The organism is Aminobacter sp. AP02, from assembly GCF_003148805.1.
Lineage (GTDB): Bacteria > Pseudomonadota > Alphaproteobacteria > Rhizobiales > Rhizobiaceae > Aminobacter.
On the sequence record NZ_QGGX01000012.1, the window covers coordinates 13,705 to 38,871 of the forward strand.

At 61.6% G+C, this 25,167-nt stretch carries 24 protein-coding genes; 19 read left to right on the plus strand and 5 right to left on the minus strand.

The genetic code is table 11. From position 1 onward, the window contains the following. The first annotated feature begins 233 nt into the window (after positions 1-233). Positions 234-2,540, plus strand: coding sequence for a DNA topoisomerase IV subunit A (parC, locus tag C8K44_RS16210; RefSeq protein ID WP_109576849.1), 2,307 nt, complete (start codon positions 234-236; stop codon positions 2,538-2,540). A gap of 145 nt (positions 2,541-2,685) precedes the next feature. Next, positions 2,686-3,912 carry an AI-2E family transporter gene (locus tag C8K44_RS16215; protein WP_245417511.1) on the plus strand — a complete coding sequence of 409 codons (1,227 nt, stop codon included), beginning with the start codon at positions 2,686-2,688 and terminating at the stop codon, positions 3,910-3,912. Here the strand turns inward: C8K44_RS16215 and C8K44_RS16220 are convergent. From C8K44_RS16220 to hemB, 4 genes are all read right to left on the minus strand, one after another. Then, entirely contained in the window at positions 3,909-4,817 is a 909-nt protein-coding gene (locus C8K44_RS16220) for a DMT family transporter (RefSeq protein ID WP_109576991.1), read from the minus strand. The genes C8K44_RS16215 and C8K44_RS16220 overlap by 4 nt on opposite strands. Before the next feature lie 61 nt (positions 4,818-4,878). After that, positions 4,879-5,634: an arginyltransferase gene (locus C8K44_RS16225; protein WP_109576851.1), complete on the minus strand. Its 756-nt coding sequence runs from the start codon at positions 5,632-5,634 to the stop codon at positions 4,879-4,881. Positions 5,635-5,774: 140 nt separating this feature from the next. Then, complete coding sequence (locus C8K44_RS16230) at positions 5,775-6,245, minus strand: RDD family protein (protein ID WP_109576852.1); 471 nt, start codon at positions 6,243-6,245, stop codon at positions 5,775-5,777. Positions 6,246-6,347: 102 nt separating this feature from the next. After that, complete coding sequence (gene hemB / locus C8K44_RS16235) at positions 6,348-7,379, minus strand: porphobilinogen synthase (protein ID WP_109576853.1); 1,032 nt, start codon at positions 7,377-7,379, stop codon at positions 6,348-6,350. A gap of 143 nt (positions 7,380-7,522) precedes the next feature. Here hemB and C8K44_RS16240 point away from each other — a divergent pair, with 143 nt between their 5' ends. From C8K44_RS16240 to C8K44_RS16315, 16 genes are all read left to right on the plus strand, one after another. Next, entirely contained in the window at positions 7,523-8,560 is a 1,038-nt protein-coding gene (locus C8K44_RS16240) for an enoyl-CoA hydratase/isomerase family protein (protein WP_109576854.1), read from the plus strand. Between the two features lie 26 nt (positions 8,561-8,586). Continuing rightward, the gene (locus tag C8K44_RS16245) at positions 8,587-8,979 is read left to right on the plus strand and encodes a DUF6163 family protein (protein WP_109576992.1); all 393 of its coding nucleotides are present in this window, start codon (positions 8,587-8,589) and stop codon (positions 8,977-8,979) included. Positions 8,980-9,194: 215 nt separating this feature from the next. After that, a complete protein-coding gene (locus tag C8K44_RS16250) occupies positions 9,195-9,710 on the plus strand; it encodes a MarR family winged helix-turn-helix transcriptional regulator (RefSeq protein ID WP_109576855.1) in 516 nt (171 codons plus the stop codon). Between the two features lie 412 nt (positions 9,711-10,122). After that, the gene (locus C8K44_RS16255) at positions 10,123-11,376 is read left to right on the plus strand and encodes a L,D-transpeptidase family protein (RefSeq protein WP_109576856.1); all 1,254 of its coding nucleotides are present in this window, start codon (positions 10,123-10,125) and stop codon (positions 11,374-11,376) included. Between the two features lie 187 nt (positions 11,377-11,563). Further along, positions 11,564-12,865 (plus strand): serine hydroxymethyltransferase, encoded by a 1,302-nt coding sequence (glyA, locus tag C8K44_RS16260; RefSeq protein WP_109576857.1) that lies wholly within the window; start codon positions 11,564-11,566, stop codon positions 12,863-12,865. A 196-nt stretch (positions 12,866-13,061) separates the two neighbouring features. Further along, positions 13,062-13,526, plus strand: coding sequence for a transcriptional regulator NrdR (gene nrdR / locus C8K44_RS16265; RefSeq protein WP_109576858.1), 465 nt, complete (start codon positions 13,062-13,064; stop codon positions 13,524-13,526). Between the two features lie 3 nt (positions 13,527-13,529). Beyond that, entirely contained in the window at positions 13,530-14,651 is a 1,122-nt protein-coding gene (ribD, locus tag C8K44_RS16270; RefSeq protein ID WP_109576859.1) for a bifunctional diaminohydroxyphosphoribosylaminopyrimidine deaminase/5-amino-6-(5-phosphoribosylamino)uracil reductase RibD, read from the plus strand. Then, positions 14,651-15,268 carry a riboflavin synthase gene (locus C8K44_RS16275; RefSeq protein WP_109576860.1) on the plus strand — a complete coding sequence of 206 codons (618 nt, stop codon included), beginning with the start codon at positions 14,651-14,653 and terminating at the stop codon, positions 15,266-15,268. The genes ribD and C8K44_RS16275 overlap by 1 nt, the downstream gene beginning before the upstream one ends. A gap of 115 nt (positions 15,269-15,383) precedes the next feature. Further along, positions 15,384-15,848 carry a 6,7-dimethyl-8-ribityllumazine synthase gene (gene ribH, locus C8K44_RS16280; protein ID WP_109576861.1) on the plus strand — a complete coding sequence of 155 codons (465 nt, stop codon included), beginning with the start codon at positions 15,384-15,386 and terminating at the stop codon, positions 15,846-15,848. Beyond that, complete coding sequence (nusB, locus tag C8K44_RS16285; protein ID WP_109576862.1) at positions 15,845-16,345, plus strand: transcription antitermination factor NusB; 501 nt, start codon at positions 15,845-15,847, stop codon at positions 16,343-16,345. The genes ribH and nusB overlap by 4 nt, the downstream gene beginning before the upstream one ends. Beyond that, on the plus strand, positions 16,342-17,544 hold the full coding sequence (locus C8K44_RS16290) for an MFS transporter (RefSeq protein ID WP_109576863.1): 1,203 nt from the start codon (positions 16,342-16,344) through the stop codon (positions 17,542-17,544). Before nusB ends, C8K44_RS16290 begins: the two co-directional genes overlap by 4 nt. A 154-nt stretch (positions 17,545-17,698) precedes the next feature. After that, entirely contained in the window at positions 17,699-18,610 is a 912-nt protein-coding gene (locus tag C8K44_RS16295; RefSeq protein WP_109576993.1) for an ABC transporter substrate-binding protein, read from the plus strand. Between the two features lie 58 nt (positions 18,611-18,668). Further along, on the plus strand, positions 18,669-19,835 hold the full coding sequence (locus C8K44_RS16300) for an ABC transporter permease (RefSeq protein ID WP_109576864.1): 1,167 nt from the start codon (positions 18,669-18,671) through the stop codon (positions 19,833-19,835). Then, entirely contained in the window at positions 19,832-20,770 is a 939-nt protein-coding gene (locus C8K44_RS16305; protein WP_109576865.1) for an ABC transporter ATP-binding protein, read from the plus strand. Before C8K44_RS16300 ends, C8K44_RS16305 begins: the two co-directional genes overlap by 4 nt. After that, positions 20,767-21,519 (plus strand): ABC transporter permease, encoded by a 753-nt coding sequence (locus tag C8K44_RS16310; protein ID WP_109576866.1) that lies wholly within the window; start codon positions 20,767-20,769, stop codon positions 21,517-21,519. The genes C8K44_RS16305 and C8K44_RS16310 overlap by 4 nt, the downstream gene beginning before the upstream one ends. 167 nt (positions 21,520-21,686) lie before the next feature. Next, positions 21,687-23,834 (plus strand): sodium-translocating pyrophosphatase, encoded by a 2,148-nt coding sequence (locus C8K44_RS16315; protein ID WP_109576867.1) that lies wholly within the window; start codon positions 21,687-21,689, stop codon positions 23,832-23,834. Between the two features lie 145 nt (positions 23,835-23,979). Here the strand turns inward: C8K44_RS16315 and C8K44_RS16320 are convergent, their stop codons facing one another. After that, positions 23,980-24,513, minus strand: coding sequence for an outer membrane protein assembly factor BamE (locus C8K44_RS16320; protein ID WP_199227114.1), 534 nt, complete (start codon positions 24,511-24,513; stop codon positions 23,980-23,982). Between the two features lie 111 nt (positions 24,514-24,624). On the opposite strand from C8K44_RS16320, the gene C8K44_RS16325 reads away from it, so the two are divergent. After that, positions 24,625-25,167, plus strand: coding sequence for a ubiquinol-cytochrome C chaperone family protein (locus tag C8K44_RS16325; protein ID WP_109576868.1), 543 nt, complete (start codon positions 24,625-24,627; stop codon positions 25,165-25,167).

Sequence of the window (25,167 nt, forward strand, 5' to 3'; positions counted from 1 at the left end):
GCCTATCCTGTCCGTCAGGAACTGGACTGGATAAAGGCATTGTTGCCACATTGGCCGCAATTCGCGCGAAAAGGCAATCGCTTGCGCGCAGCACACGCAAGAATGGTGAAGGGCTGGTTCTCCGCTTCCACGTCGTCGGCTTGAAACCAAATTTGTTCGCATGCGGCACCGCGACACTCTTGCATTCGCCAAATGCCCTTGTCGCGAATCAGGCGTTCCGCTAGTCAAAACCCATGGGAAAAGCGCTTTTGCCGCCCGGAAACGGTAGCGGCGACAACATTGAACCGGTCGATCTGAAGAAGGCGCTCGAAGAGCGCTATCTGGCCTATGCGCTGTCGACGATCATGCACCGGGCACTGCCCGACGTACGCGACGGACTGAAGCCGGTCCATCGCCGCATCATGCACGCCATGCGGCTGCTCAGGCTCAATCCGGACCAGGGTTTTGCCAAATGCGCGCGCATCGTCGGCGAGGTCATGGGTAAGTTCCACCCGCACGGCGACCAGTCGATCTACGACGCGCTGGTGCGCTTGGCGCAGGACTTTTCTGTCCGCTATCCGCTCGTCGATGGGCAAGGCAACTTCGGCAATATCGACGGCGATAGTGCCGCGGCCATGCGCTACACCGAAGCGCGCATGACCGAAGTGTCGGTCTCGCTGCTCGAAGGCATCACGGAAGACGCTGTCGACTACCGGCCGACCTACAACGAGGAAGACGAGGAACCCGTCGTCCTGCCGGGGGCATTCCCCAACCTGCTCGCCAATGGTTCTTCAGGCATCGCCGTCGGCATGGCGACGTCCATTCCGCCGCACAACGCGGCCGAGCTCTGCAGTGCGGCCCTCTATCTCATCGACAATCCGGACGCTTCCGTTACGGACCTGATGACGTCGCCGGGTGAGTGGGAACGTATCAAGGACGATCCCGAACTGCGCCTCGGCTGCAAGGTCCGCGGTCCTGATCTGCCTACGGGTGGCAGTATCGACGACGATTGGGTATCCATCGTCAACGCCTACGAGACAGGCCGTGGCGGCTTCCGCATGCGCGCCATGTGGCAGCAGGAAGACCAGGGCAGGGGCACCTGGAACTTGGTCGTCACGGAAATTCCCTATGGCGTGCAGAAGTCGCGGCTGATCGAGAAGATCGCCGAGCTGTTGATCGCCCGTAAGCTGCCGCTGCTCGAAGATATACGCGACGAGAGTGCCGAAGACATCCGCGTCGTGCTGGTGCCCAAGAGCCGCACCGTCGATCCGGGCCTGTTGATGGAATCGCTATACAAGCTCACCGAGCTCGAAAGCCGTTTTCCGCTCAACATGAACGTTCTGTCGCGTGGCAAGGTGCCGAACGTGCTGTCGCTCAAGGGCGTGCTGCGCGAATGGCTGGACCATCGGCGCGAGGTGCTGGTCCGCCGCTCGAAGTTCCGTCTCGGCGAGATCGAAAAGCGCCTCGAAATCCTTGGCGGCTATCTGATCGCTTACCTCAACATCGACGAGGTGATCCGCATCATCCGCGAGGAGGATGAACCCAAGCGTACGATTATGGCGCGGTGGGACCTGACCGACAATCAGGCCGAAGCCATCCTCAACATGCGCCTGAGGGCGCTGCGCAAGCTCGAAGAGTTCGAAATCCGCAAGGAATTCGATGCCTTGAGCACGGAGAAGAACCAGATCGAAGCGTTGCTGGCGTCCGACGCCAAGCAGTGGGCGACAATAAAGTGGGAAGTCAGCGAGGTTCGCAGGCACTACGGCCCCGACACAGAGCTTGGCCGCCGCCGCACCGTTTTTGCCGAAGCACCCGACCACGACCTGACCGATATCGCGCATGCCATGATCGAGAAGGAGCCGGTGACGGTTGTCGTCTCGGAAAAGGGCTGGCTACGGGCGATGAAGGGCCATCTGGCGGACTATTCTCAGCTCACCTTCAAGGAGGGCGACAGCCTCAAGCTGGCATTCCATGCCCAGACGACCGACAAGATTCTAGTCTTCACCACCGGCGGCAAGTTCTACACCATCGGCGCCGACCGCTTGCCGGGCGGCCGCGGCCATGGCGAGCCGATCCGCATCATCGTCGACATGGACAACGATCAGGACATCGTCACAGCCTTCGTCCACGAGCCCAAGCGCAAGCTGTTGCTCGTCAGTCACGAGGGCAATGGTTTCGTCGTTAGCGAAGGAGAGGTCGTCGCCAACACCCGCAAGGGCAAGCAGGTGATGAATGTAAAAGCGCCTGACGAAGCCAAGCGCTGCATCCCGCTCACGGGCGATCACCTTGCCATCGTTGGCGAGAACCGCAAGATGTTGGTCTTCCCGCTTGAGCAGATCCCTGAGATGACGCGCGGCAAAGGTGTCAGGCTTCAGAAATACAAGGACGGCGGCGTGCTCGACATGAAGACCTTCACCATGGAGAGTGGGCTCAGTTGGCTGGATTCGGCGGAGCGCACCTTCACGAGGTCTCGCGAGGAACTGCTCGAATGGATCGGCGCTCGTGCCACCGCGGGCCGGATGGTTCCCAAGGGGTTCCCGCGCACGGGGCGTTTTGGCTAGGGCGAAATGAAGCGTCGAGCGAGATGCGGAGCGGCAAAGTTTTCGTGCGCGGCACCTCGTAAGCCTCTATGATCTCCCCATCGGCTGCCCAACCAGCGCCGGGCGTTAACACGGGTCCATTGCAGGGCCGAGGAGATCTAGGCCTTTGAACGTGACCAATCCCCGCAAACCGGAGCGTGAGCCGAGGCTTTTCGGCCCATCCCAGCCCATGCGTGCGGCACTGCTGCCGCCGCTTTCGGCTGCACGCTGGCTGCTGGTGCTGATCGTCGCGGCGGGCATCTATTTCTTCCATGGCTTTTTGGTGCCGGTGCTGGCAGCGCTGGTCATCGCCTTTGCCAGCTGGCCGCTCTATCGCCGGCTTCTGACGGCGGTCGACGGCAACAGGACCATTGGCGCAACGCTGGCGTTGCTGTTCATTATCGCCTTCCTGGTCGTTCCAATCTCCTTTGCCGCGACATACGCCGTCAACGAGATCCGCGAATGGGTCGGCTGGGCCGTCGAGACCAATCGCCATGGCGCGGCAACGCCGGGATGGATATTGAACCTGCCAGTCGTCGGTGAGTGGGTGAACGAGCAGTGGACCCGCTACGTCGGCCATCCAGGCGCGATCGGCGAACTGATCCAGCTCGTCAGCGGCGCCAATATCGGCAGCATCTATCGCGGCGTCCTTGCCGCCGGCGGCAGCGCCTTCGGTATCATCCTGACGTTGTTGTTCATGCTGATCGCCTTGTTTTTCACGTACCGCGACGGGGAATCCTTTGTCGCCCAGCTGGACAGCTTGGGGGAACGCATCTTTCCGATGCGCTGGGAGCGCATCTCGCGCGTCGTCCCGGCGACCATCAGCGCCACAGTCACAGGCATGACGCTGATTGCGATTGGCGAAGGCGTGGTGCTGGGCGTGGCCTACTGGCTTGCCGGAGTGCCGTCGCCGGTAACACTCGGCGTGCTGACCGGCTTCATGGCGCTTATTCCTGGTGGCGCGCCTTTGTCGTTCAGCCTGGTCTCGGTTTATCTGATTGCCAGCGGCTCGCCGATTGCCGGCGTCGCCCTTTTTGCCTGGGGTTCGATCGAGCTCTTCATCGTCGACAAGACGTTGCGCCCCAAGCTTGTCGGCGGGCCGATCAAGCTGCCGTTCCTGCCGACCTTTTTTGGCCTCATCGGCGGCGTCAAGACGATGGGCTTCCTGGGCCTATTTATCGGCCCGGTGCTGATGGCATTGCTGGTCGCTATTTGGCGCGAATGGATTCGCGAGGTCGAGCTGAACGACGAAGCGGCGGTGATCGGTGCCAACGTGCTTGCGGAAAGCGATACGACGCGCAGCGTCGGCACAATCGCGGATGACCTGCCATCCAAGCAAACGAAGGCTGGCTAGGCCGAACTGGCCGCTTGCGCCGCCTGCTGAACGGCAGCTTTTGTCCTTCGTCTGCGGCCTTCGCCAAGCTGCCAGGCCGAGTGAGCGACAAGCGTGACGATGAGGATCGCGCCGCCAATGAGGCTGTTGCGTGTCGGCACCTCGGCAAAGATCATCCATACCCAGATCGGCGCAAGCACCGTCTCAAGCAGGTAGAACATCGCAACTTCCGGTCCGGAGATGTATTTCGGACCGTTGGCGAGGCAGAAAAACGAGATTGGCATGATCACGGCTCCGTTGAAGATGATCCACCAGGGCGCTTCGACCTTGAAGCCTGTCTTGGAAACCATGAAGGCGGCGACCAGGCAGGGTAGCAGAACGCCGACAAGAGCGGTGAAGCCCATGTCCTTGCCGCTGGCGCGCGAAATGGTGATGGCCGAGGCGATGCAGAAGGCAGAGCAAACAGCCATCAGGTCGCCGAACAGATGCCCAGTGCCGATGGAACTGCCGACGATGATGAGCACGCCCCCGACCATCGCCAACATGGCAAGCATGGTCACCGGCCGTGGTCTTTCCCGGAGGAAAATCCACGACAGCGCTGCCGCGAACACGGTGTTGAAGGCCAGGATGAACACAAGGTTGGCCGTTGACGTGTTGTAGACGGCGGTGATGAACGAAATCGAGCCGATACCGTAGAGACTGGCGACCACAAGGCCGGCGCGCCCGGGGATGAGTTGCGGCGCGTTGCGGCTGAACGAACGCCAGACCAGCCAGATGATGATGGCGGCTATGAATGTCACGCCGCTGCGCATCATCAGGATCGACCAGGTGTTGCCATCGGCAAGCTTGATCAATGGAATGTCGACCGTCAGCGCCAGCCCGCCAAGGCCAGTCAGCAGCAATCCCTTGGAATGGTTCGATTGAATGTCTGCCACGATTTTCCCTGCCAGATGGTCGACGGCAGCGTGGAAAACGGGCCGGACGGGCTCAGATTTTACTTTCGAAACGCTCCCAGCCCTTCATGCCGAGATGTTCCTGCGGAGTGAAGCGCACCTTATAGTTCATTTTGCGCGAACCGTTGACCCAGTAACCGAGATAGACGTGGGGCAGGCCCATGGCGCGCGCGCGGGCAATGTGGTCGAGGATCATGTAAGTGCCAAGTGACCGCTCGTCCATTTCCGGATTGTAGTAGGAATAAACCATCGACAGGCCGTCCGACATCTTGTCGGTCAGCGCCACTGCCATCAACTCGCCCTGGCCCTGGCCGGTGATGAAGGTATCAGGACCGCGCCGGCGGTATTCGATCACCTTGGTGTCTACGTGAGTGTCTTCGACCATCATGGCGTAGTCGAGCACTGTCATGTCTGACATGCCGCCCTTGCGGTGGCGGGCATCGAGGTAGGATCGGAACAGGGAATATTGTTCGGTCGAGGGCTCGGCGTCGTGCATGGCGCCGACAAGGTCCGAGTTGCGCTCGATGACCCTGCGCATGTTGCGCGTGGCCTTGAACTCCTGGGCCAGGATGCGGACCGACACGCAGGCCCTGCAGGTTTCGCAGGCCGGCCGATAGGCGATGTTCTGCGAGCGTCGGAAGCCGCCTTGGGTCAACAGGTCGTTCATCTCCGGCGCCTTGTCGCCCACGAGATGGGTGAAGACCTTCCGCTCGAACTGGCCCTCAAGATAGGGGCAGGGGGACGGCGCCGTCAGGAAGAATTGCGGAGAATGGGTCGGATGCTGCGTCATCGAGCGTCAGGAAGACTCCCAATCAATGTTCCCTAGCTTGGCGCTGCCTGCGAAAAATTCAACATGAATGTGAAGGCAAGTGCATACTTTGCCTTCACATTTTGGCACGAATGCCGGTTTTGACTCGCCGAACGGCAATTTTAGCTGTCGCTGCGGCTGACCACAGTGCCCAGCAACAGGTCATGCAGCGTGCGCTTGCGATCGGAAAACAACGTGACCAGCAGCACCAGCGGCGTCAAAACCACGTTGCCGGCCCAGAAAAGTACCGAATGAACGACTGCAAGAAGGCCATCCACCGGCCTGCCGTCGAGGCGGTCGAGTCGAATGCCCATCATGCGCATGCCGGTGGTCGCCTGGTTCGGCCCGCCGAGCGTCGACCAGATGTAGAGCAGGGCGACTGCCGGAAACAGGATGCCGAACAGCGCCCAGCCGAGGCCGAGTGTCAGGATGCCGAGAAACAGGATGATGATAGCGAAGGGGATCATCAGCAGACCGACGATGAGATAGTCGATCAGGAACGCCAGGATGCGGCGCGTGCGCACACCGTCATAGGCGCGCGTATCCTCAAGCCTGTTGGTGATGATTTCGCCGTCCAGAACGCGTGCGGTCATTGTATCCTCTAAGGCGGGCAAGATTGCCCGCGCACGAATTCAAATGGGAGAATTGGGTCACGATTTCAAGAATGAAGGTCGTGGTGCGGGGCTCGAGAGGGATCATCCCTTGAGCATCTGGGCCACTTCGGGCGCGAAATAGGTCAGGATGCCATCGCAGCCGGCGCGTTTGAAGGCCAGCAGGCTCTCCAGCATCGCCTTGTCGCCGTCGATCCAGCCATTGGCGCCCGCCGCCTTGATCATCGAATACTCGCCCGACACCTGATAAGCGAAGGTCGGCACCCGGAACTCTTCTTTCAGCCGGTGGATGATGTCGAGATAAGGCAAGCCGGGCTTGACCATCAGCATGTCCGCACCCTCGGCGAGATCCTGCTCGGCCTCGCGCACCGCCTCGTCTGAATTGGCGTGATCGATGTAGTAGGTCTTCTTGTCGCCCTTGAGCAGTCCCTGCGTGCCGATTGCCTCGCGATAGGGGCCATAGAAGGCCGAGGCGAACTTCGTCGCATAAGACATGATCGCCACGTCCTGGAAGCCATTGTCGTCGAGCGCGTCGCGGATGGCGCCGATGCGGCCGTCCATCATGTCGGAGGGTGCAATGATGTCGGAGCCCGCGGCGGCCTGCAGCACTGCTGCCGCTGCCGCCTGGGCAACCGTCTCGTCGTTGACGATGATGCCGTCGCGCAGGATGCCGTCATGGCCATGGCTGGTGAAAGGGTCGAGCGCGACGTCGGTAATGATGCCGATTTCCGGCACCGCGGCCTTGATGGCGCTCGTGGTGCGGTTGATCAGGTTATCTGGGGCGAGGATGTGCGCGCCGGTCTGATCCCGCAGGCTCATGTCGACATTGGGAAAGGTGGCAATCGCAGGGATACCGAGTTTTGCCGCGCGCTCGGCTTCCCTGACGGCGAGATCGACGGACATGCGGAAAACGCCGGGCATCGCCGGAATGTCTTCCCTGCGGTTCTCGCCGTCGATGATGAAGATCGGCCAGATGAGGTCGTCGACGCTCAGGTGGTTTTCCTGCACGAGGCGACGCGACCAGTCGGCCTTGCGCATGCGGCGCAGGCGGCGGCTGCCGGTAATTTCGTCGACGCTGCGTGCGCTCGCTGGCTTGGCTGAGGTGAACTTGTTCATCGGTCGTCTCCGCAATTGTGCGGTTTTTAGCATGCCGGTTTGCTCAAGACCAAGATGCCGGATGAGACCTGCGGCATTGACGCACCCCGGCACTCCACATTAGCTCTGCACACTCAGCCTGAATGTGAGGGATTCCAGTGGACATGGACTTTGGCGGCGACGACGAAATCCGCTTTGAGCGGTCCGGGGCGGCCGGCATCGTCACGCTGACCCGGCCCAAGGCGTTGAATGCGCTGACGCACAAGATGGTTCTGGCGCTGTCTCGGGCGCTCGCCGCATGGCAGGTGGACCGCGACGTGGCAGTCGTCGTCCTGAAGGCCGAGGGCAGGGCGTTTTGTGCTGGCGGCGACATCTTGAAGGTCTATGAGGCTGGGCGCTTTGGCAATGCCCCTGTCGATTTCTTCGCTGACGAATACCGTCTCAACGCGCAGATCGCGCGGTTTCCGAAACCTTACGTCTCGCTCATCGACGGCATCGTCATGGGCGGTGGCGTTGGCCTCTCGTTTCATGGCTCGCATCGTGTGCTGACCGAAAACGCGCAATTCGCCATGCCCGAAGTCGGCATCGGCTTCTTTCCAGACGTCGGCGGCAGCCATCTCTTGCCGGACCTTGGTGGCTATTTCGGCATGTATCTAGCGCTGACCGGCAACCGAATCCGCTATGGCGACGCACTTTGGTCGGGCCTTGCGACACATACCATTTCGGCGGACGGGCAGATCGGACTTCTGGAGCGTCTTTGCGAAACCGGCGAGCCGGAAGCGGTGCTGCGCAATTTCTTCAGGCCTGCCAAGCGCGAGACCGAACGCGACGCGCTCGAAGCCATCGCCCTCCTTTTTTCCAAGCCCACCCTTGGCGATGTCATCCAAAGCCTCGAGGCGGACAAGAGCGAGTTTGCCGTAAAGACGCTCGCGACCATGCTGACGCGTTCGCCAACCAGCCTCTCCGTCACCTTCAGGCAGATCAGGGCTGGGCTGACCATGTCGATGGACGATTGCATGCGCATGGAGTTCCGCATCCTGAACCGCATGCTCGTCGGCCGCGACTTCTATGAGGGCATCCGCGCAGCGCTGATTGACAAGGGTTCTACGCCGCAATGGCAGCCAACACGGCTCGCCGATGTCGATCCCGTCGAAATCGACCGCTACTTCGAAACGCTCGGCGATGGGGAGCTCGCCCTGTGAACGACAATGCAGGCCGGTTGCGCGAGATGCACCCCTCCGCGATAGAGAATGCGTTTGCCTTGTTCCTGCGCGTGGTGGCCGTCTATTGCCTGCTGTTCGGCATCCTCTATTGGGTTCGCCTCATCGGCGTTTATGACGGAGCGCTATGGCGCTTCGACCTCATGCCCCTTCACTGGCAGGTCGCCGCGGTAACCTTGTCGGCCTTTTTCCCGTTCGCTGCCATTGGCCTGTGGATGCTGTCGTCGTGGGGACCAGTCATCTGGTTCATTTGCGCTGTTACCGAAATTATCATGTATGCCGGCTTCCCCGACATGTTCGGCAGCCGGCCGCTGATCGTCGCTGCTCATGTTTCGGTGGCCTTGATTTACGCCGCCTTCCGGATCGCGTTGCACCTCCAAAGACGCCGCGCCGCCCAGTAGCCAACGCTTTCAGGGCGTTGCGGGCCATCCCATAAAATACAAGGTTAATTATTCTTACTCGGAAGGGTTTTCATTAACCCTCTTTCGAAACCAGTGGCTGGTAAGCCCTTGTTAAGCCTGACGTTTAAGTCGAATTTTATGGGTATTCGATAAGTTCGCGATCAAGGTGACATCAAACAAAAAAGTCACCAGGCGACAACAGAGAGGCAAAGACAATGATCAATTCGCGTCAGGTGGCTAAGCCCGCCATGGTTTCTGAGGACCGTAACGAAGCGATCCGTTCGCTTTACATGGAATCCCTGCAGCTGGTCGAAAGACTTCATCGCCGTCTTCTTGACGTTATCAAGGATGAGTTCGACCGCAACGGCCGCAGCGACATCAATGCGATCCAGGCGCTGCTGCTGTTCAACATCGGCAATGCGGAACTCACCGCCGGCGAATTGCGCTCGCGCGGCTACTATCTCGGCTCGAACGTCTCCTACAATCTCAAGAAGCTTGTGGAGCTTGGCTTCATCAATCACCAGCGCTCGCGCATCGACCGTCGTTCGGTTCGCGTCAGCCTGACGCCCAAGGGCCAGGACGTGGCCGAAGTCGTGGCTGGCCTCTACGATCGCCATGTCGGCTCTATCGAGCATGTCGGCGGCATCAACACCGACGAGTTCAAGCAGATGAATCGCGCTCTGCAGCGCCTCGATCGCTTCTGGAACGACACCATCGCCTATCGCATGTAATCCAGCAGGCAAGGGGAATAGGCAGTTAGGCGGCAGGGCATTTGGTCGGCGAGTTAGCCTATGCCATGCTCCATTTCTGACTGCCCTGCAGCCTAACTGCCCTATTCCCTCTTCCCAAAGGAACGACCTCCAGTCGCAGGGCCGGTTGCAGAAATGCACCGGCCCTTCCTTTTTTGGCTCCAGGCGATGCAATAGAAGGCGCTCCAGCCATGTTGCCGCCATATTCGAATGACTATCGAAAAACTGTGATGTGCCAGATTTGCCCGTTCGGCCGTCAGCAACTCGTGCGCTGAAGTCGCGTTTCACGCGTTATTGATGCCGGGTTATGGTTGGCTAATTGTTAAGTATGGTCGTCATATCGTGGTAGGAAATTTCCTGCCTGGTTGGTTGCGCGAATATGTCTGGAACGTCCATGAAAACTAGCCGCCGTTTCTTTCTCTCCGGTGCAGGTGCAGTCGCCGTTGCCGCCATATCCGGCGCCGCCAGCGCTCAAGACGTGATCGGCGAAGTGCTGGGTTCGTCGCGCCGTGGCAACTGGGACGACCAGTTCGACGCGCGCGTCAGCCAGGGCGACAAGGTCGTCTCGACGCTGCCGATCTTTTCGCCTCAGACTGTCGGCTTCGTGCAGCAGGCGATGGGCCAGTATCAGAACATCGTAGCCCAGGGCGGTTGGCCGGAAGTGCCGGCAAACAAGAAGCTGAAGCTTGGCGATGAAGATCCCGATGTCGTGGTGCTGCGCAAGCGCCTGATGGTTTCAGGTGACCTGTCGCCGCGCGCTGGCCTTTCCCAGTCTTTCGATACGTATGTCGACGCAGCGCTCAATCGTTTCCAGGCCCGTCACGGCCTGCCGTCCGACGGCGTCATGGGCAAGTACACCTACGCTGCGATGAACATCTCCGCCCAGGTTCGCCTCGGCCAACTCCAGACCAATCTCGCCCGCATCCAGGCGCAGGCGGGTACGCTTGGCAATCGCTACGTCAACGTCAACATTCCCGCAGCGCAGGTTGAGGCGGTCGAAAACGACCGCATTGTGCTGCGCCACACCGCCATCGTCGGCAAGGTCGATCGCCAGTCGCCTATCGTCAATTCGAAGATCAACGAGATCGTCGTCAATCCATACTGGAACGCACCGGTGTCGATCGTCCGCAAGGACATCATCCCGCTGATGCGCAAGAACCCGAACTATCTGACCGACAGCAAGATTCGCCTGTTTGCGCCCGATGGCAGCGAAGTTGATCCGATGAGCGTCGACTGGTCGACGGAAGAAGCGGCGAAGTACCGCTTCCGCCAGGATCCGGGCGCCAACAACGCCATGGCCTCGGTCAAGATCAACTTCCCGAGCCCCGATGGCGTGTACATGCACGACACGCCGCAGCAGAGCCTGTTCGGCAAGCTGATGCGCTTTGATTCGTCGGGCTGTGTTCGTGTGCAGAACGTGCGCGACCTCGTCACCTGGATCCTGCGCGACACGCCGGGCTGGAGCCGTCAGCATTTCGAACAGACGATCAAGTCGGGCGAGAACACGCCGATTCCCGTCACCAACCCCGTCCCGGTCTACTTCACCTACATCTCGGCCTGGTCGACGGGCGACGGCGTCGTCCAATTCCGCGACGACATCTACGGACGCGACGGCGTCGACGAGTTGCAGATCACTTCTGCGCTCTGAGCCAGGCATATCGATCAAAAAAGCCGTCCTTCGGGGCGGCTTTTTTCGTTGTGCGGGTCGTTTGGTCCAAATGCGACCACGAAATTTCGCACGGTACGTGGCGACGCTGGGGCAAGTATGTTAATGGCCCGCCGAACTTCCCCGATGCCCCTCCGGACCAGTCCCCGGACCAGCAAGGATCAGAACGATGGCCGCTTCGAAACACCTCGAAACCTTCTTTGGAACCCCGCTCGAGGAGGCCGATCCGGAGATCTTCGGCTCGATCCGCAATGAGCTCGGCCGCCAGCGCCACGAGATCGAACTGATCGCCTCGGAAAACATCGTCTCCCGCGCCGTTCTCGAGGCGCAGGGATCGATCATGACCAACAAATATGCCGAAGGTTATCCCGGCAAGCGCTACTATGGCGGCTGCCAGTTCGTCGACGTTGCCGAAGAGCTCGCCATCGAGCGCGCCAAGAAGTTGTTCGACTGCAAGTTCGCCAACGTCCAGCCGAACTCCGGCAGCCAGATGAACCAGGCCGTGTTCCTGGCGCTGCTGCAGCCCGGCGACACCTTCATGGGCCTCGACCTGAATTCGGGCGGTCACCTGACCCATGGCTCGCCGGTCAACATGTCCGGCAAGTGGTTCAAGGTCGTCTCCTACGGCGTTCGCAAGGACGACAATCTACTCGACATGGACGAGGTTGCGCGCCTTGCCCGCGAAAACAAGCCGAAGCTGATCCTTGCAGGCGGCACTGCTTATTCGCGTATCTGGGACTGGAAGCGCTTCCGCGAGATCGCCGATGAGATCGGCGCATATCTGATGGTCGACATGGCCCACATTGCTGGCCTGGTTGCCGGTGGCGTGCATCCGTCGCCGCTGCCGCACGCCCATGTAGTCACCACCACCACGCACAAGTCGCTGCGCGGCCCGCGCGGCGGCATGATCCTCACCAACGACGAAGACATCGCCAAGAAGATGAACTCGGCCGTGTTCCCCGGCCTGCAGGGCGGCCCGCTGATGCATGTCATCGCCGCCAAGGCAGTCGCCTTCGGCGAGGCGCTCAGGCCCGAATTCAAGATCTATGCCGCCAATGTGGTCGCCAACGCCAAGGCCTTGGCCGCAAGCCTCAAGGACACCGGGCTCGACATCGTTTCGGGTGGCACCGACAACCATCTGATGCTGGTTGACCTGCGTCCCAAGAACGCCACCGGCAAGCGCGCCGAGGCAGCCCTTGGCCGCGCCAACATCACTTGCAACAAGAACGGCATTCCTTTCGACCCGGAAAAGCCCTTCGTCACCTCGGGCGTTCGTCTCGGCACCCCCGCAGGTACGACCCGCGGCTTCGGCGAGGCCGAATTCCGTGAGATCGGCCAGCTGATCACTGAAGTGCTGGATGGCCTCAAGGTGGCCAATTCCGACGAGGGCAACGCTGCCGTCGAGGCGGCGGTCAAGCAAAAGGTCGTCAGCCTGACCGAACGCTTCCCCCTCTATCCGTATCTCGGCTAAGGCGTTGAACCGGGGAGGGCGCTAAGCCATCCCCTAGCAAGTTCCGAGCCCCACCCCGGAAAATCCTGGGTGGGGCTTTCGCATTTCGGCGGCCTGATCGCCCAGTGCGGATTCCGCACCAAGGGATCATGGTTTCGATTTCCTGGCCGATAGGTTAAGCCTTCACCGTCGAGGATTCGAATGACAAGGCTGAACGATGCGTTGCCCATATTGCCAATCTGAAGACACGCAAGTGAAGGACTCGCGTCCGGCCGAGGATGGGGCTGCGATCCGCCGCCGGCGCATCTGCCCGGTCTGCGGTGGCCGCTTCACCACATTCGAGCGCGTTCAACTCCGCGACCTCGTGGTGCTCAAGAAGTCCGGTCGCAAGGTTCCGTTCGACCGCGACAAGCTTGCCCGTTCGGTCGAGATCGCGGTGCGCAAGCGCAATGTCGATCCAGAGCGCATTGAACGCGCTGTGACCGGCATTGTCCGCCAGCTCGAAAGCTCGGGTGAAAGCGAAATCCCTTCCGGCGAGATCGGCCGGCTCGTCATGGAAGCGCTGAAGTCGCTCGACGACGTTGCCTATGTGCGCTTCGCCTCGGTTTACCGGAATTTCCGCGAGGCCAAGGACTTCCACGAAGTGCTGGGCGAGCTCAAGGGCGACGAGGAAGCCAGCTGAGCGATGGTCTACGACGGATCCGAGCAGGACAGAATTGACCGCCGTTTTATGGCAGCAGCCCTCAGGCTGTCGCGAAAACACCTCGGGCTGACGTCGACCAATCCGGCAGTCGGCACGCTTGTCGTCCGCGACGTTGGCAATGGTCCCATTATCGTCGGGCGTGGCGTCACCGCTGTCGGAGGCCGGCCGCACGCCGAAGCAGAAGCCTTGGCCGAGGCGGGCGACCTGGCGCGCGGCGCCACCGCCTATGTGACGCTGGAGCCCTGTGCTCATCATGGCCGTACTCCGCCTTGCGCCAACGCGCTGGTAAGTGCGGGCATTGTGCGCGTTGTTGGCGCCGCCAGCGACCCGGACCCGCGCGTCTCCGGCAAGGGGTATGCGATCCTCCGCGCTGCCGGCGTCGAGGTTAAGGAGGGCGTCCTTGCCCGCGAGGCCTCCAACCAGCTCGCCGGATACATGAATCGATCCGTGAGAAAGCGCCCGGAAGTGATTCTGAAACTTGCGCTTTCCGCCGATGGCATGATCGGCAGGCGCGGCGAGGGACAGATCGAGATTACTGGCCCGATTGCCCGTCGCCTGGTCCACGTCATGCGCGCCGAAACCGATGCGATCCTGATCGGTATCGGTACCGCCCTTGCCGACGATCCTGAGCTGACCGTGCGTTTGCCGGGGCTGAGGGCGCGTTCGCCTGCACGCATTGTGCTCGACAGGCTTGCCCGGTTGCCGGCAACTTCGAAGCTCGCACGCTCGGCCAATGATGTACCGGTGTTCGTCGCTGCCTGTTCGGAAATCGATACGCTCAACAAGGCAGAGCTCGAGCGAGCCGGCGTGAAGTTCCTGGCAACCGAAACTTACGACGGGCGCGTGGCACTTCCCGAACTGCTCGAGGATCTGGGCAATCATGGCATGTCGCGCATTATCGTCGAAGGTGGCGCCGATACGGCACGCGCCTTTCTCGATGAAGGCCTCGTCGACCGGATCGCGCTGTTTTATGGGCCCGAGGCGATCGGCACCGACGGCATTGCGGCGCCTATAGGTCGCGACCATATACCGGCAGGGTTCGAGCTGGTGCGCGAGGCGCGCTTCGGCGAGGACAGCTTCGCTGAATGGATAAGGGAAATCTGATGTTTACCGGGATCGTCACCGACGTGGGTACAGTCGCGTCAGCAGCTCAGCTCGACCAGGGTGTACGCCTGCGCATCGACACCGCCTACGATCCGAGGACGATCGACATCGGGGCTTCGATTTCCTGCTCCGGCGTCTGTTTGACGGTGGTTGCCCTTCCGGAAGCCACGTCGAACGCCCGCTGGTTCGAGGTCGAGGCCTGGGAAGAGGCACTGCGCCTGACCACGGCGAGCGACTGGACCGCCGGCCGCAGGATCAATCTTGAGCGCGCGCTCAAGATCGGTGATGAACTCGGCGGGCACATCGTTTCAGGTCATGTCGATGGCATGGCCGAGATCGTGGCGCGCGAGGACGAGGGCGAAGCCGTACGTTTTCGTTTGGAAGCGCCGCGCGAACTGGCGAAGTTCATCGCACCCAAGGGCTCTGTCGCCCTCGACGGCACGTCATTGACGGTCAACAAGGTCGAGGGCACGCGTTTCGACGTGCTGCTGATCCATCATTCCCTGCAGGTGACGACTTGGGGCGAGCGCAAGGTCGGCGACCGCGTCAATCTCGAGATCGACACCATGGCGCGCTATGCCGCGCGCCTTGCGGAGGCCGCGAGCCAAGGCCTCTGAGGCTGAGCTGCGCTGTAGGTTGGTTGGCCAGCGGTTTCCTGCCACAGCGCTTAACACTTCGCTTGCGAACTCACCCGGTTCGGCCTAAGTCAGCCGCTCCTGCCGGAGATTTGACATGGCCAACGACAAGAAACTTAAGCTCCTCATCGTCGAGGCGCGCTTTTACGATGACCTTTCGGATGCGCTGCTGGATGGCGCCAAGTCCGCTCTGGATGCCGCCGGCGCGTCCTACGATGTGGTGACAGTTCCCGGCGCTCTTGAAATTCCGGCCGTGATCTCGTTTGCGCTCGACGCAGCCGACGACGAAGGCACCGAATATGATGGTTACGTTGCGCTTGGCACCGTCATCCGTGGCGAAACCTATCACTTCGACATCGTCGCCAACGAATCCTGCCGTGCCCTGATGGATCTGTCTGTTGCGGAATCGATCTGCATCGGTAACGGTATCCTGACTGTCGAAAACGACGATCAGGCTTGGGCACGCGCCCGCCGTACCGAAGGCGACAAGGGTGGCTTCGCTGCGCGCGCCGCACTGACCATGATCGCCGTGCGCGAAAAACTTGGAGCAGCACGCTCGTGACGTCTCCCGAAGATAAAGGCCAGCCGACCGTCCGCCAAGCCAACAAGCGCGGTGCCGCCCGTCTGGCCGCCGTGCAGGCGCTGTACCAGATGGACGTGGCCGGCAGCGGCCTGCTCGAAATCACCGCCGAATACGAGGCTTTCCGCCTCGGCAAGGAAGTCGACGGCGCGCTCTACCGCGAGGCCGACGCGCAGTGGTTCCGCGCGATTCTCGCCGGTGTCGTCGAAAACCAGAAAATCGTCGATCCGGTCATCCGCCAGGCTCTGACCGAGGACTGGCCGCTGTCGCGGCTCGATTCGACCCTGCGCGCCATCCTGCGCGCCGGTGTCTACGAACTGATGAAGCGCCAGGACGTTCCGGTGGCCGTGATCGTGTCGGAATATGTCGACATCGCCAAGGCTTTCTATGCCGACGACGAGCCCAAGCTCGTCAATGCCGTGCTTGATCGCGTGTCGCGCAAGCTGCGCGGCGAAGGTAAGGGCAAGGACGCATTATGACCGGTGGCGAACGCGACGCGCGGCGAACTGCTTACATTCTCGCCGCATCGCAAGCCATCATCGGCTCCGCCGCCCCGATAGCTTTTTCGCTTGGTGGCCTGGCCGGTTACTATCTCCTGGGCGCCGACAAGTCGTTGGCAACCGCCCCGATCACCGGTTTCAGCGTTGGTCTGGCACTTGGTGCGCTTCCAGCGGCTGCGATCATTCGCAGCCTTGGGCAGCGTTACGGCTTCATGTTCGGCACCGCCGTCACCGCAGTCGGTGGCGCGATCGCCACATTGGGCCTGTTCCGCTCGGAATTCTGGCTGTTTGTCTTTGGCTTGCTGATGCTGGGTGTCGGCAGTGCCTTCGTGCAGCAATTCCGTTTCGCTGCGGCCGACAACGCGCCTCCCCAATTCAAGGCGAATGCGATCTCGTTCGTGCTCGCTGGCGGCATCATCACCGCCATCCTCGGCCCACAGATCGTCATCTTCACGCGCGAGCTGTTCGCGCCTGTCATGTTCGCCGGATCTTTCGCGGCCATCATTGGCTTAGCCGCCGTTGGCGCCGTCATCCTGTCGTTTCTGAGGGTGAAGGGCAGCGCGGAAGCGCATGAGGCGATCTCGCAGGCCGACGCGCGTCCGTTGCTCGAAATCATCACCCAACCGCGTTTCGCCGCCGCGTTGGTCTGCGCTGTCGGCAGCTATGCCCTGATGACCTTTGTCATGACCGGGGCGCCGCTCGCCATGGTTGGCTGCGGGTTTTCGCCCGACGAGGCGACGCTGGGCATATCCTGGCACGTGATGGCGATGTTTGGTCCAAGCTTCTTCACTGGCCGCCTGATCCAGCGTTTCGGTGCTGAGCGCATAGTGGCACTGGGCCTGTTCCTGCTGATCGGCTGTGCTGTCGTTGCGCTCTCGGGCATCGCCTTGTGGCAATTCTGGACGTCTTTGATCCTGCTCGGCCTCGGCTGGAATTTCGGGTTCATTGGGTCGACCGCCATTGTTTCCACGGCCTATCGCCCGTCGGAAAAGGGCAAGGTCCAGGGATTCCACGACTTCGTTTTGTTCAGCACGGTTGCAGTGGCATCGCTGATGTCGGGTGCGATTTACAACGCCTACGGCTGGGACATGCTGGCCTGGATCGTTTTCCCGGTCTCTGCCGTTTGCCTGGCGGCGCTCGCGGCTCTCTCGCTGATGCGTCAGCGTCAGATCATCTGACAGGAGGATGTCGGCAATCAAGGCTGCCGATTTCTTCGAACTACAAAAAAATATTGCGCAGGCCCTGCGCATTGTGAAACCGTATGCCCCGACGGAAGCTGGCCGCCATGCTCATATGCGCCACCGAATTCCGGGAACGAGAAGGGGCTTCACCATGCGTCAGACCAGTACAATCGCCGCAGCGATAATTGCGCTCGGCCTTGCCACCAGCGCGGCATGCGCCCAGGTGGTGGTATCGTCCAAGATCGACACTGAAGGCGGCGTGCTCGGCAACATCATCAAGGCGGTGCTTGACGCCAACAACATCGCCACCACCGACCGCATCCAGCTTGGCGCGACGCCCGTGGTGCGCAAGGCAATCACGGCCGGCGAGATCGACATCTATCCCGAATATACCGGCAATGCCGGCTTCTTCTTCGAAAAGGCCGATGATCCGATTTGGAAGGATGCTGCCAAGGGTTTCGAGACAGCCAAGAAGCTCGACTACGACGCAAACAAGATCGTCTGGCTGTCGCCGTCGCCGGCCAACAACACCTGGGCGATAGCGCTACGCAAGGATGTGGCCGAGACCAACAAGCTCGCCACGCTGAGCGACTTCGGCAAGTACGCTGCCGGCGGCGGCACTGTCATCCTCGCGGCCTCGTCAGAGTTCGTCAATTCCGCCGCGGCCCTTCCGGCCTTCCAGACGACCTACGGCTTCACGCTCAAGCCGGAACAGCTGATCACGCTTTCCGGCGGTGACACGGCCGCCACCATCGGGGCTGCCGCCAACCAGACCAACGGCGCCAACGCCGCCATGGTCTATGGCACGGACGGTGGCATCGCACCGTCGGGCTTGGTCGTTCTCGCCGACGACAAGGGCGTGCAGCCGGTCTATCAGCCGGCCCCGATCATCCGCGAGGCCGTCCTGAAGGAGCACCCGCAGATCGAAGCCCTGCTCAAGCCGGTGTTCGAGAAGCTCGATCTCGTCACGCTGCAGGAACTCAACGGCCGCGTTCAGGTCGGCGGTGAGCCAGCCAAGGCTGTTGCCGAAGATTTCCTGAAGAAAAACGGCTTTCTGAAGTAAGCTTCTTCGGCGCGCTTCGTCAGGAGCGCGCCGGCGGAACCGGGGACGCATCGCAGTCGTGGGCATCAGGTTTGACAAGCTTGGCGTGGTGATCGCCGGGATCACTGCCTATGGCGCCTTCGTGGCGCCATTCGCCACTTTTCGCGCCAACCGCATTGTATCAGGTGAGCCTCGTTCGATCATCGAGGCGTTGCCGTCACCAATGGGCGTGGCCCTGCTGTTCGTCCTTGTAGCGGCAGGACTTGTCTCGCTGTTCAAGACGCCGTTGGCCATCCGCCTCGGTGCCAGCGTCGTCGCACTTGCGTCGCTCGCCCTGCTGATCGGCGTCGCCGGCAGCCATTTGACGCCGGAGGGCAACACCTTCGCCCGTATCTCGCCGGCTTCCGGCTTCTGGTTGTTGATCTTTGCCTTCACCCTTTTGCTCGCCGACGTCCTGACCAGGTTGCAATTGTCGCCGGTCGGGCGTGTTGTCGTGCTTGGCGTAGCGGCCGGAGCAATTTGGCTGCTGCTCGCTTCCGGTCAGTGGGACAGCCTGTCCATCCTCAAGGAATATGCCAATCGGGCCGACAGTTTCTGGAACGAGGCGAGGCGCCATGTCGAACTGGCGCTCGGCTCGCTGGCCGTCGCCGTCCTTGTCGGCCTGCCGCTCGGTATTTTGTGCCACCGTGTCGAGGCGCTCCGGGCGGGCGTGCTCAATGTGCTCAACATCATCCAGACGATCCCCTCCATCGCGCTGTTCGGCATCCTGATTGCACCGCTAGGCTGGGTTGCGGCAAATGTTCCGGGTGCTTCGTCTCTGGGCATTCGCGGCATCGGCGCGGCGCCTGCCTTCGTCGCGCTGTTTCTCTATTCGCTGCTGCCCGTGGTGGCCAACACCGTCGTCGGGCTCGCCGGCGTGCCACGCGCGGCCAATGATGCGGCACGCGGCATGGGCATGACGGGCTGGCAACGGCTGTGGAATGTCGAGTTTCCGCTCGCCTTTCCAGTCATCCTCACCGGCATCCGCATCGTTTTGGTCCAGAATATCGGCCTTGCGACCATTGCCGCGCTGATTGGCGGCGGCGGCTTCGGCGTGTTCGTCTTCCAGGGTGTCGGCCAGACAGCGATGGACCTGGTTCTGCTCGGCGCGGTTCCCACCGTGGCGCTGGCGTTTGCCGCAGCCATCATCCTTGACGCGGTCGTTGAACTTGTGGCGACCCGCAGATCCATGGCGGTCACGGCATGATCGAAATCGAAAACATCACCAAGCGTTATGGCGATACGGCCGTGGTCGACGACGTTTCGATGGTCATCGAGCCGCGCGCGCTGACGGTGATCGTCGGCACCTCGGGCTCGGGCAAGACGACGCTTTTGCGCATGATCAATCGCCTGGTCGAGCCAACGTCGGGCACGATCAAGCTCGACGGCAGGGACAATCGTTCCGTGCCCGGCCACGAGCTACGCCGCAGCATCGGCTACGCCATTCAGGGCAATGGCCTGTTTCCTCACCGTACGGTGGCGCAGAATATCGGCACTGTCCCTTCGTTGCTCGGTTGGGATGCTGCGCGGATCAAGGCCCGTGTCGATGAACTCTTGTCGCTGCTGCAACTGGACCCGGTGGCTTTCGGCCCTCGCTACCCCCACGAACTGTCAGGTGGTCAGCAGCAGCGTGTCGGCGTCGCCCGCGCGCTCGCCGCAGAGCCCAACGTGCTGTTGATGGACGAGCCGTTCGGCGCGCTCGATCCGATCATCCGCACCAAGGCGCAGGAAGACCTTCTGGCGATCCAGAAGCGCTTCGGCACCACGATCATCCTCGTCACCCATGACATGGAAGAAGCCGTTCACCTTGGCGACCGTATCGCCGTCATGGATGCTGGCCGCCTCGTTCAATATGCTACGCCCGCCGAGATTCTGGCCAGACCGGCCAACGATTTCGTCGAAACCCTGATCGGCGCGTCCGACCGACCGTTCAAGCTTTTGTCGCTTGGGGCGGTCGGCGAAGCGGTGGAACCCGGCCAGGCTGCCGGCGAGGCCATACGTGCCGAGGCAACCCAGCGCGACGCGTTGGCCGAACTGCTCTGGTCCGGCCGATCCGCCATGCCGGTGACGTCGGACGATGGCACGACGCTTGGCAAGGTTACCGTCGAAGGTCTCGTCAAGCGTGCCGCGAGGCCTCAATGAAGGCCTGGATTCCGCTCCTGCTGCGGCTTGCCGTACTGGCTCTGCTGATCGCCTTCCTGACCAACCCGTTGTGGTTCGAGCCGTTGCTCAAGCCGCTGACGCAGAATGGCGCGCCCGCGATCTACAATCAGGGCAGTCTGCTTTCCTTGGCGCTCCAGCATCTGCGAACGGTCGCCATCGCCACGGCGGCTGCAATCGTCGTTGCCGTGTCTCTCGCCATCCTCGTCACGCGCCCGGCTGGCGTCGAGTTCCTGCCGCTGTCGCGAAGCCTGGTCAACATCGGCCAGACTTTTCCGCCGGTCGCCGTGCTGGCACTCGCTGTTCCCGCCGTCGGCTTTGGTGAAAAACCGACGCTGATCGCGCTGTTCCTCTATGGCTTGCTGCCGATCTTCGAGAACTCGCTGACCGGCCTCACCACCACGCCTCCCAGCGTGGTCGAAGCGGCGCGCGGCGCCGGCATGACCGGTTGGCAGCGACTGTTCAAGGTCGAACTGCCCCTGAGCGTGCCGGTCATGCTCGCCGGCATCCGGCTTTCGGTGGTCATCAGCCTCGCCACTGCCACCATCGGCTCGACGGTTGCCGCCAAGACGCTCGGCGAGGTCATCATTGCCGGGTTGCAATCCAACAATCTGGCCTTTGTCCTGCAGGGCGGCCTGATCGTCGCGGCACTCGCAGTGCTGATCTACGATGCGCTTTCTGCTTTGGAGCGATATGCGGCACGGCGCATGGGGCAGGGTATCTCAGCCTAACGTGCAAGTTGCTGCCGAAAGCCGGGAAAAACCTTAGCGATATCTTGACGTTCGATGCCCTGTTTCGGATGCTCCCGTCAGGGGCCGGATGCCGCAGTGAGGCTGCCGGTCTCGTTCACTCGCCCGGGGAGGGGAATTCCGGGCACAATCAGGGAAGAGAATTGGCAATGACAATGCTTTACGTCGTCATCGCCTGCGGCCTGCTATCTGTCCTTTACGCCATATGGGCGACGCAGTCGGTGCTTGCATCCGACCAGGGCAATGCGCGCATGCAGGAAATCTCCGCCGCCATCCGAGAAGGTGCGCAGGCATATCTGGCGCGCCAATACACCACCATCGCCATCGTCGGCGTCGTCGTGTTCCTGCTCGCCTGGTGGCTGCTTTCCGCAACCGCGGCGATCGGCTTTTTGATTGGTGCAGTGCTTTCCGGTGCCGCGGGTTTCATCGGCATGCATGTTTCGGTTCGCGCCAATGTGCGCACCGCGCAGGCCGCTTCCAACAGTCTCGCTGCCGGCCTCGACATAGCCTTCAAGTCGGGCGCCATCACCGGCATGCTGGTGGCGGGCCTCGCTCTGCTTGGTGTGTCCGTCTATTACCTCATCCTGACCGGCCCGATGGGGCACGCGCCTGCTGACCGCATTGTTATCGACTCGCTGGTCTCGCTCGGCTTCGGCGCCTCTCTGATTTCGATCTTCGCGCGTCTTGGCGGCGGCATCTTCACCAAGGGTGCTGACGTTGGCGGCGACCTCGTCGGCAAGGTCGAAGCCGGAATCCCCGAGGACGATCCGCGCAACCCCGCAACGATCGCCGACAACGTCGGCGATAATGTCGGCGACTGTGCCGGCATGGCTGCCGACCTGTTCGAAACCTATGCGGTGACCGTGGTCGCCACCATGGTGCTCGGCGCCATCTTCTTTGGCGGCACCGAAATCCTGTCCAGCGTGATGCTCTACCCGCTCGCAATCTGCGGCGCGTGTATCATCACCTCGATTATCGGTACCTTCTTCGTCAAGCTCGGCGCCAATGGCTCGATCATGGGCGCGCTCTACAAGGGCCTGATCGTCACCGGCCTGTTGTCGATCGTCGGTCTCGGCGCGGCAACGTCGCTGACAGTGGGCTGGGGTGAGATCGGCACCGGGGGTGGCGTGCTGATTACGGGCAAGAACCTGTTCATCTGCGGCCTCATCGGCCTTGTGGTGACCGGCCTGATCGTCGTCATCACCGAATACTACACCGGCACCAACAAGCGCCCGGTCAACTCGATCGCACAGGCTTCGGTCACCGGCCACGGTACCAATGTCATCCAGGGGCTCGCGGTTTCGCTCGAATCGACAGCACTTCCTGCGATCGTCATCGTCGGCGGCATCATTTCGACGTTCCAGCTCGGCGGTCTCTACGGCACCGCGATCGCAGTAACCACCATGCTCGGCCTTGCCGGCATGATCGTGGCGCTCGACGCCTTTGGCCCGGTCACCGACAATGCCGGCGGCATCGCCGAAATGGCCGGCCTACCCAAGGAAGTGCGCCACTCCACCGACGCGCTCGACGCGGTCGGCAATACCACCAAGGCGGTCACCAAGGGCTATGCCATCGGTTCGGCGGGCCTTGGCGCGCTCGTGCTGTTTGCCGCCTACAGCTACGACTTGCAGTATTTCGCGGCCAATCCGACACAATTCCCGTATTTTGCCGACATCGGAACGGTCTCGTTCGACCTGTCGAACCCGTATGTGGTTGCCGGTCTGATCTTCGGCGGCCTCATTCCCTACCTGTTTGGTGGAATCGCCATGACTGCTGTCGGTCGTGCGGCAGGCTCGATCGTCGAGGAGGTGCGCAAGCAGTTCCGCGAGGATCCCGGCATCATGAAGGGCACGTCGAAGCCCAATTATGCCCGCGCCGTCGACCTGCTCACCAAGGCGGCGATCAAGGAGATGATCATTCCTTCGCTGCTGCCGGTGCTGGCGCCGCTGGTCGTCTATTTCGGCGTGCTCATGATCTCGGGCTCCAAGGCCTCGGCGTTCGCCGCCCTCGGCGCCTCGCTGCTCGGCGTCATCGTCAACGGCCTGTTCGTCGCCATCTCGATGACCTCGGGTGGCGGTGCCTGGGACAACGCCAAGAAGTCGTTCGAAGACGGTTTCACCGACAAGGACGGCGTCAAGCACATGAAGGGTTCCGAAGCCCACAAGGCCTCGGTTACCGGCGACACGGTCGGCGATCCCTACAAGGATACCGCTGGTCCAGCAGTGAACCCGGCGATCAAGATCACCAACATCGTCGCACTTTTGCTCCTGGCCGTGCTGGCGCATAGCGCAGCTTGAACCATAGACGACCACGCACTGTGGTGAATGAGCCCCGTCCGCATCGTGCGGGCGGGGCTTTTTAATTCAGGCCACTAAGCAAAGAAAAACCCGCGGAATTGCTTCCGCGGGCTGTTGCCTGAGATTCCTGAAGTCCTTGGGCGGCTTAGGGGCCGCCGAAGATGTTGCTTGCGGCGCTCGAACCCATCTTGCCTGCACCAGCAAGCAGCTGGCCGAGGAAGTTCTGGTCCTTGCCGCCGGTAGGTGTCGTGCGCGAGATGAAGTCGAACACCTTGCCTTCCTGCAAGCCGTAATTCGCAATGTTGGTCACGCGGCCATCGGCGCCGAAATAGACGGCAAGCACGCGCTGCTCGATGAGCTTGGGCTTGGCGAAGGCGACGGTGCGCTTGCGCGTCTGGGAGATGTAGTAGAACACCTCGTTGTCGAAGGTCGCCGTCGTGGAAGGCGTTCCAAGCGCAAGCAGCACCTGCTCGCGGCTCGAACCTACCGGCACGGAATCGACCGACTGTTGATCGATGACATAGCCCTGGGTCAGTGTTTCACTGGGGGTAAGGTCGCCAAAAGTCTTCGAGGTGTTGCACGCCGAAAGCGCGGCAGCCGCCACGACCAGCGATACAGCGCCTGCCGGACGCAACGAAAATGGCATCTTGAATTTCAGCGAGTGCAACAACAACTCCATCCTGTCGTGCCAGCGCCCTGCTTGCGCGAGGCCGCAAAACCGGTAAACCAGCTTGCGCGCCGATGCAACAAGGCCACTTTGCGAAACGGGTCCCCGGGAGACCACCCTCAAATGTTCCAGCGTCTGTTTGGCCGTCAACGCCAAGCCAATCGCGCCATCACCGAGGCGCTCTATACGCGAATCGTGGCGGCTGCGCGGCAGGAGCCATTTTATTCTGCGTGGAACGTGCCCGATACGCCGCTTGGCCGTTTCGAGATGCTTTCGCTGCACATGTTCTTGTTTCAACACCGCTTGCGGGGCGAGACAGGGGCATCGGCCGATATTGCGCAGTTGCTGATCGACGAGTTCTTCCTCGATGTCGACCATTCCCTGCGCGAACTGGGCATCAGCGACGTCGGCGTGCCAAAGCGGATGAAAAAACTGGCGAAGATGTTCTACGGCCGCACCGAATCCTACAAGGACGCGCTTGAGCGCGACGATCACGCGGCCCTTGCCGCAGCCCTTTTGCGCAATGTTCGTCCCGAGGTGAAGGAATGGCCTGAAGCAGCGGCCCTTGCCGAATATGTCTTTGCGGCGAATCGCACCCTTGCCGCGCAGCCTTCGGAAGACATATGTGCCGGCAAACTGACGTATCCGGCGCCACAGGCAGCCTGA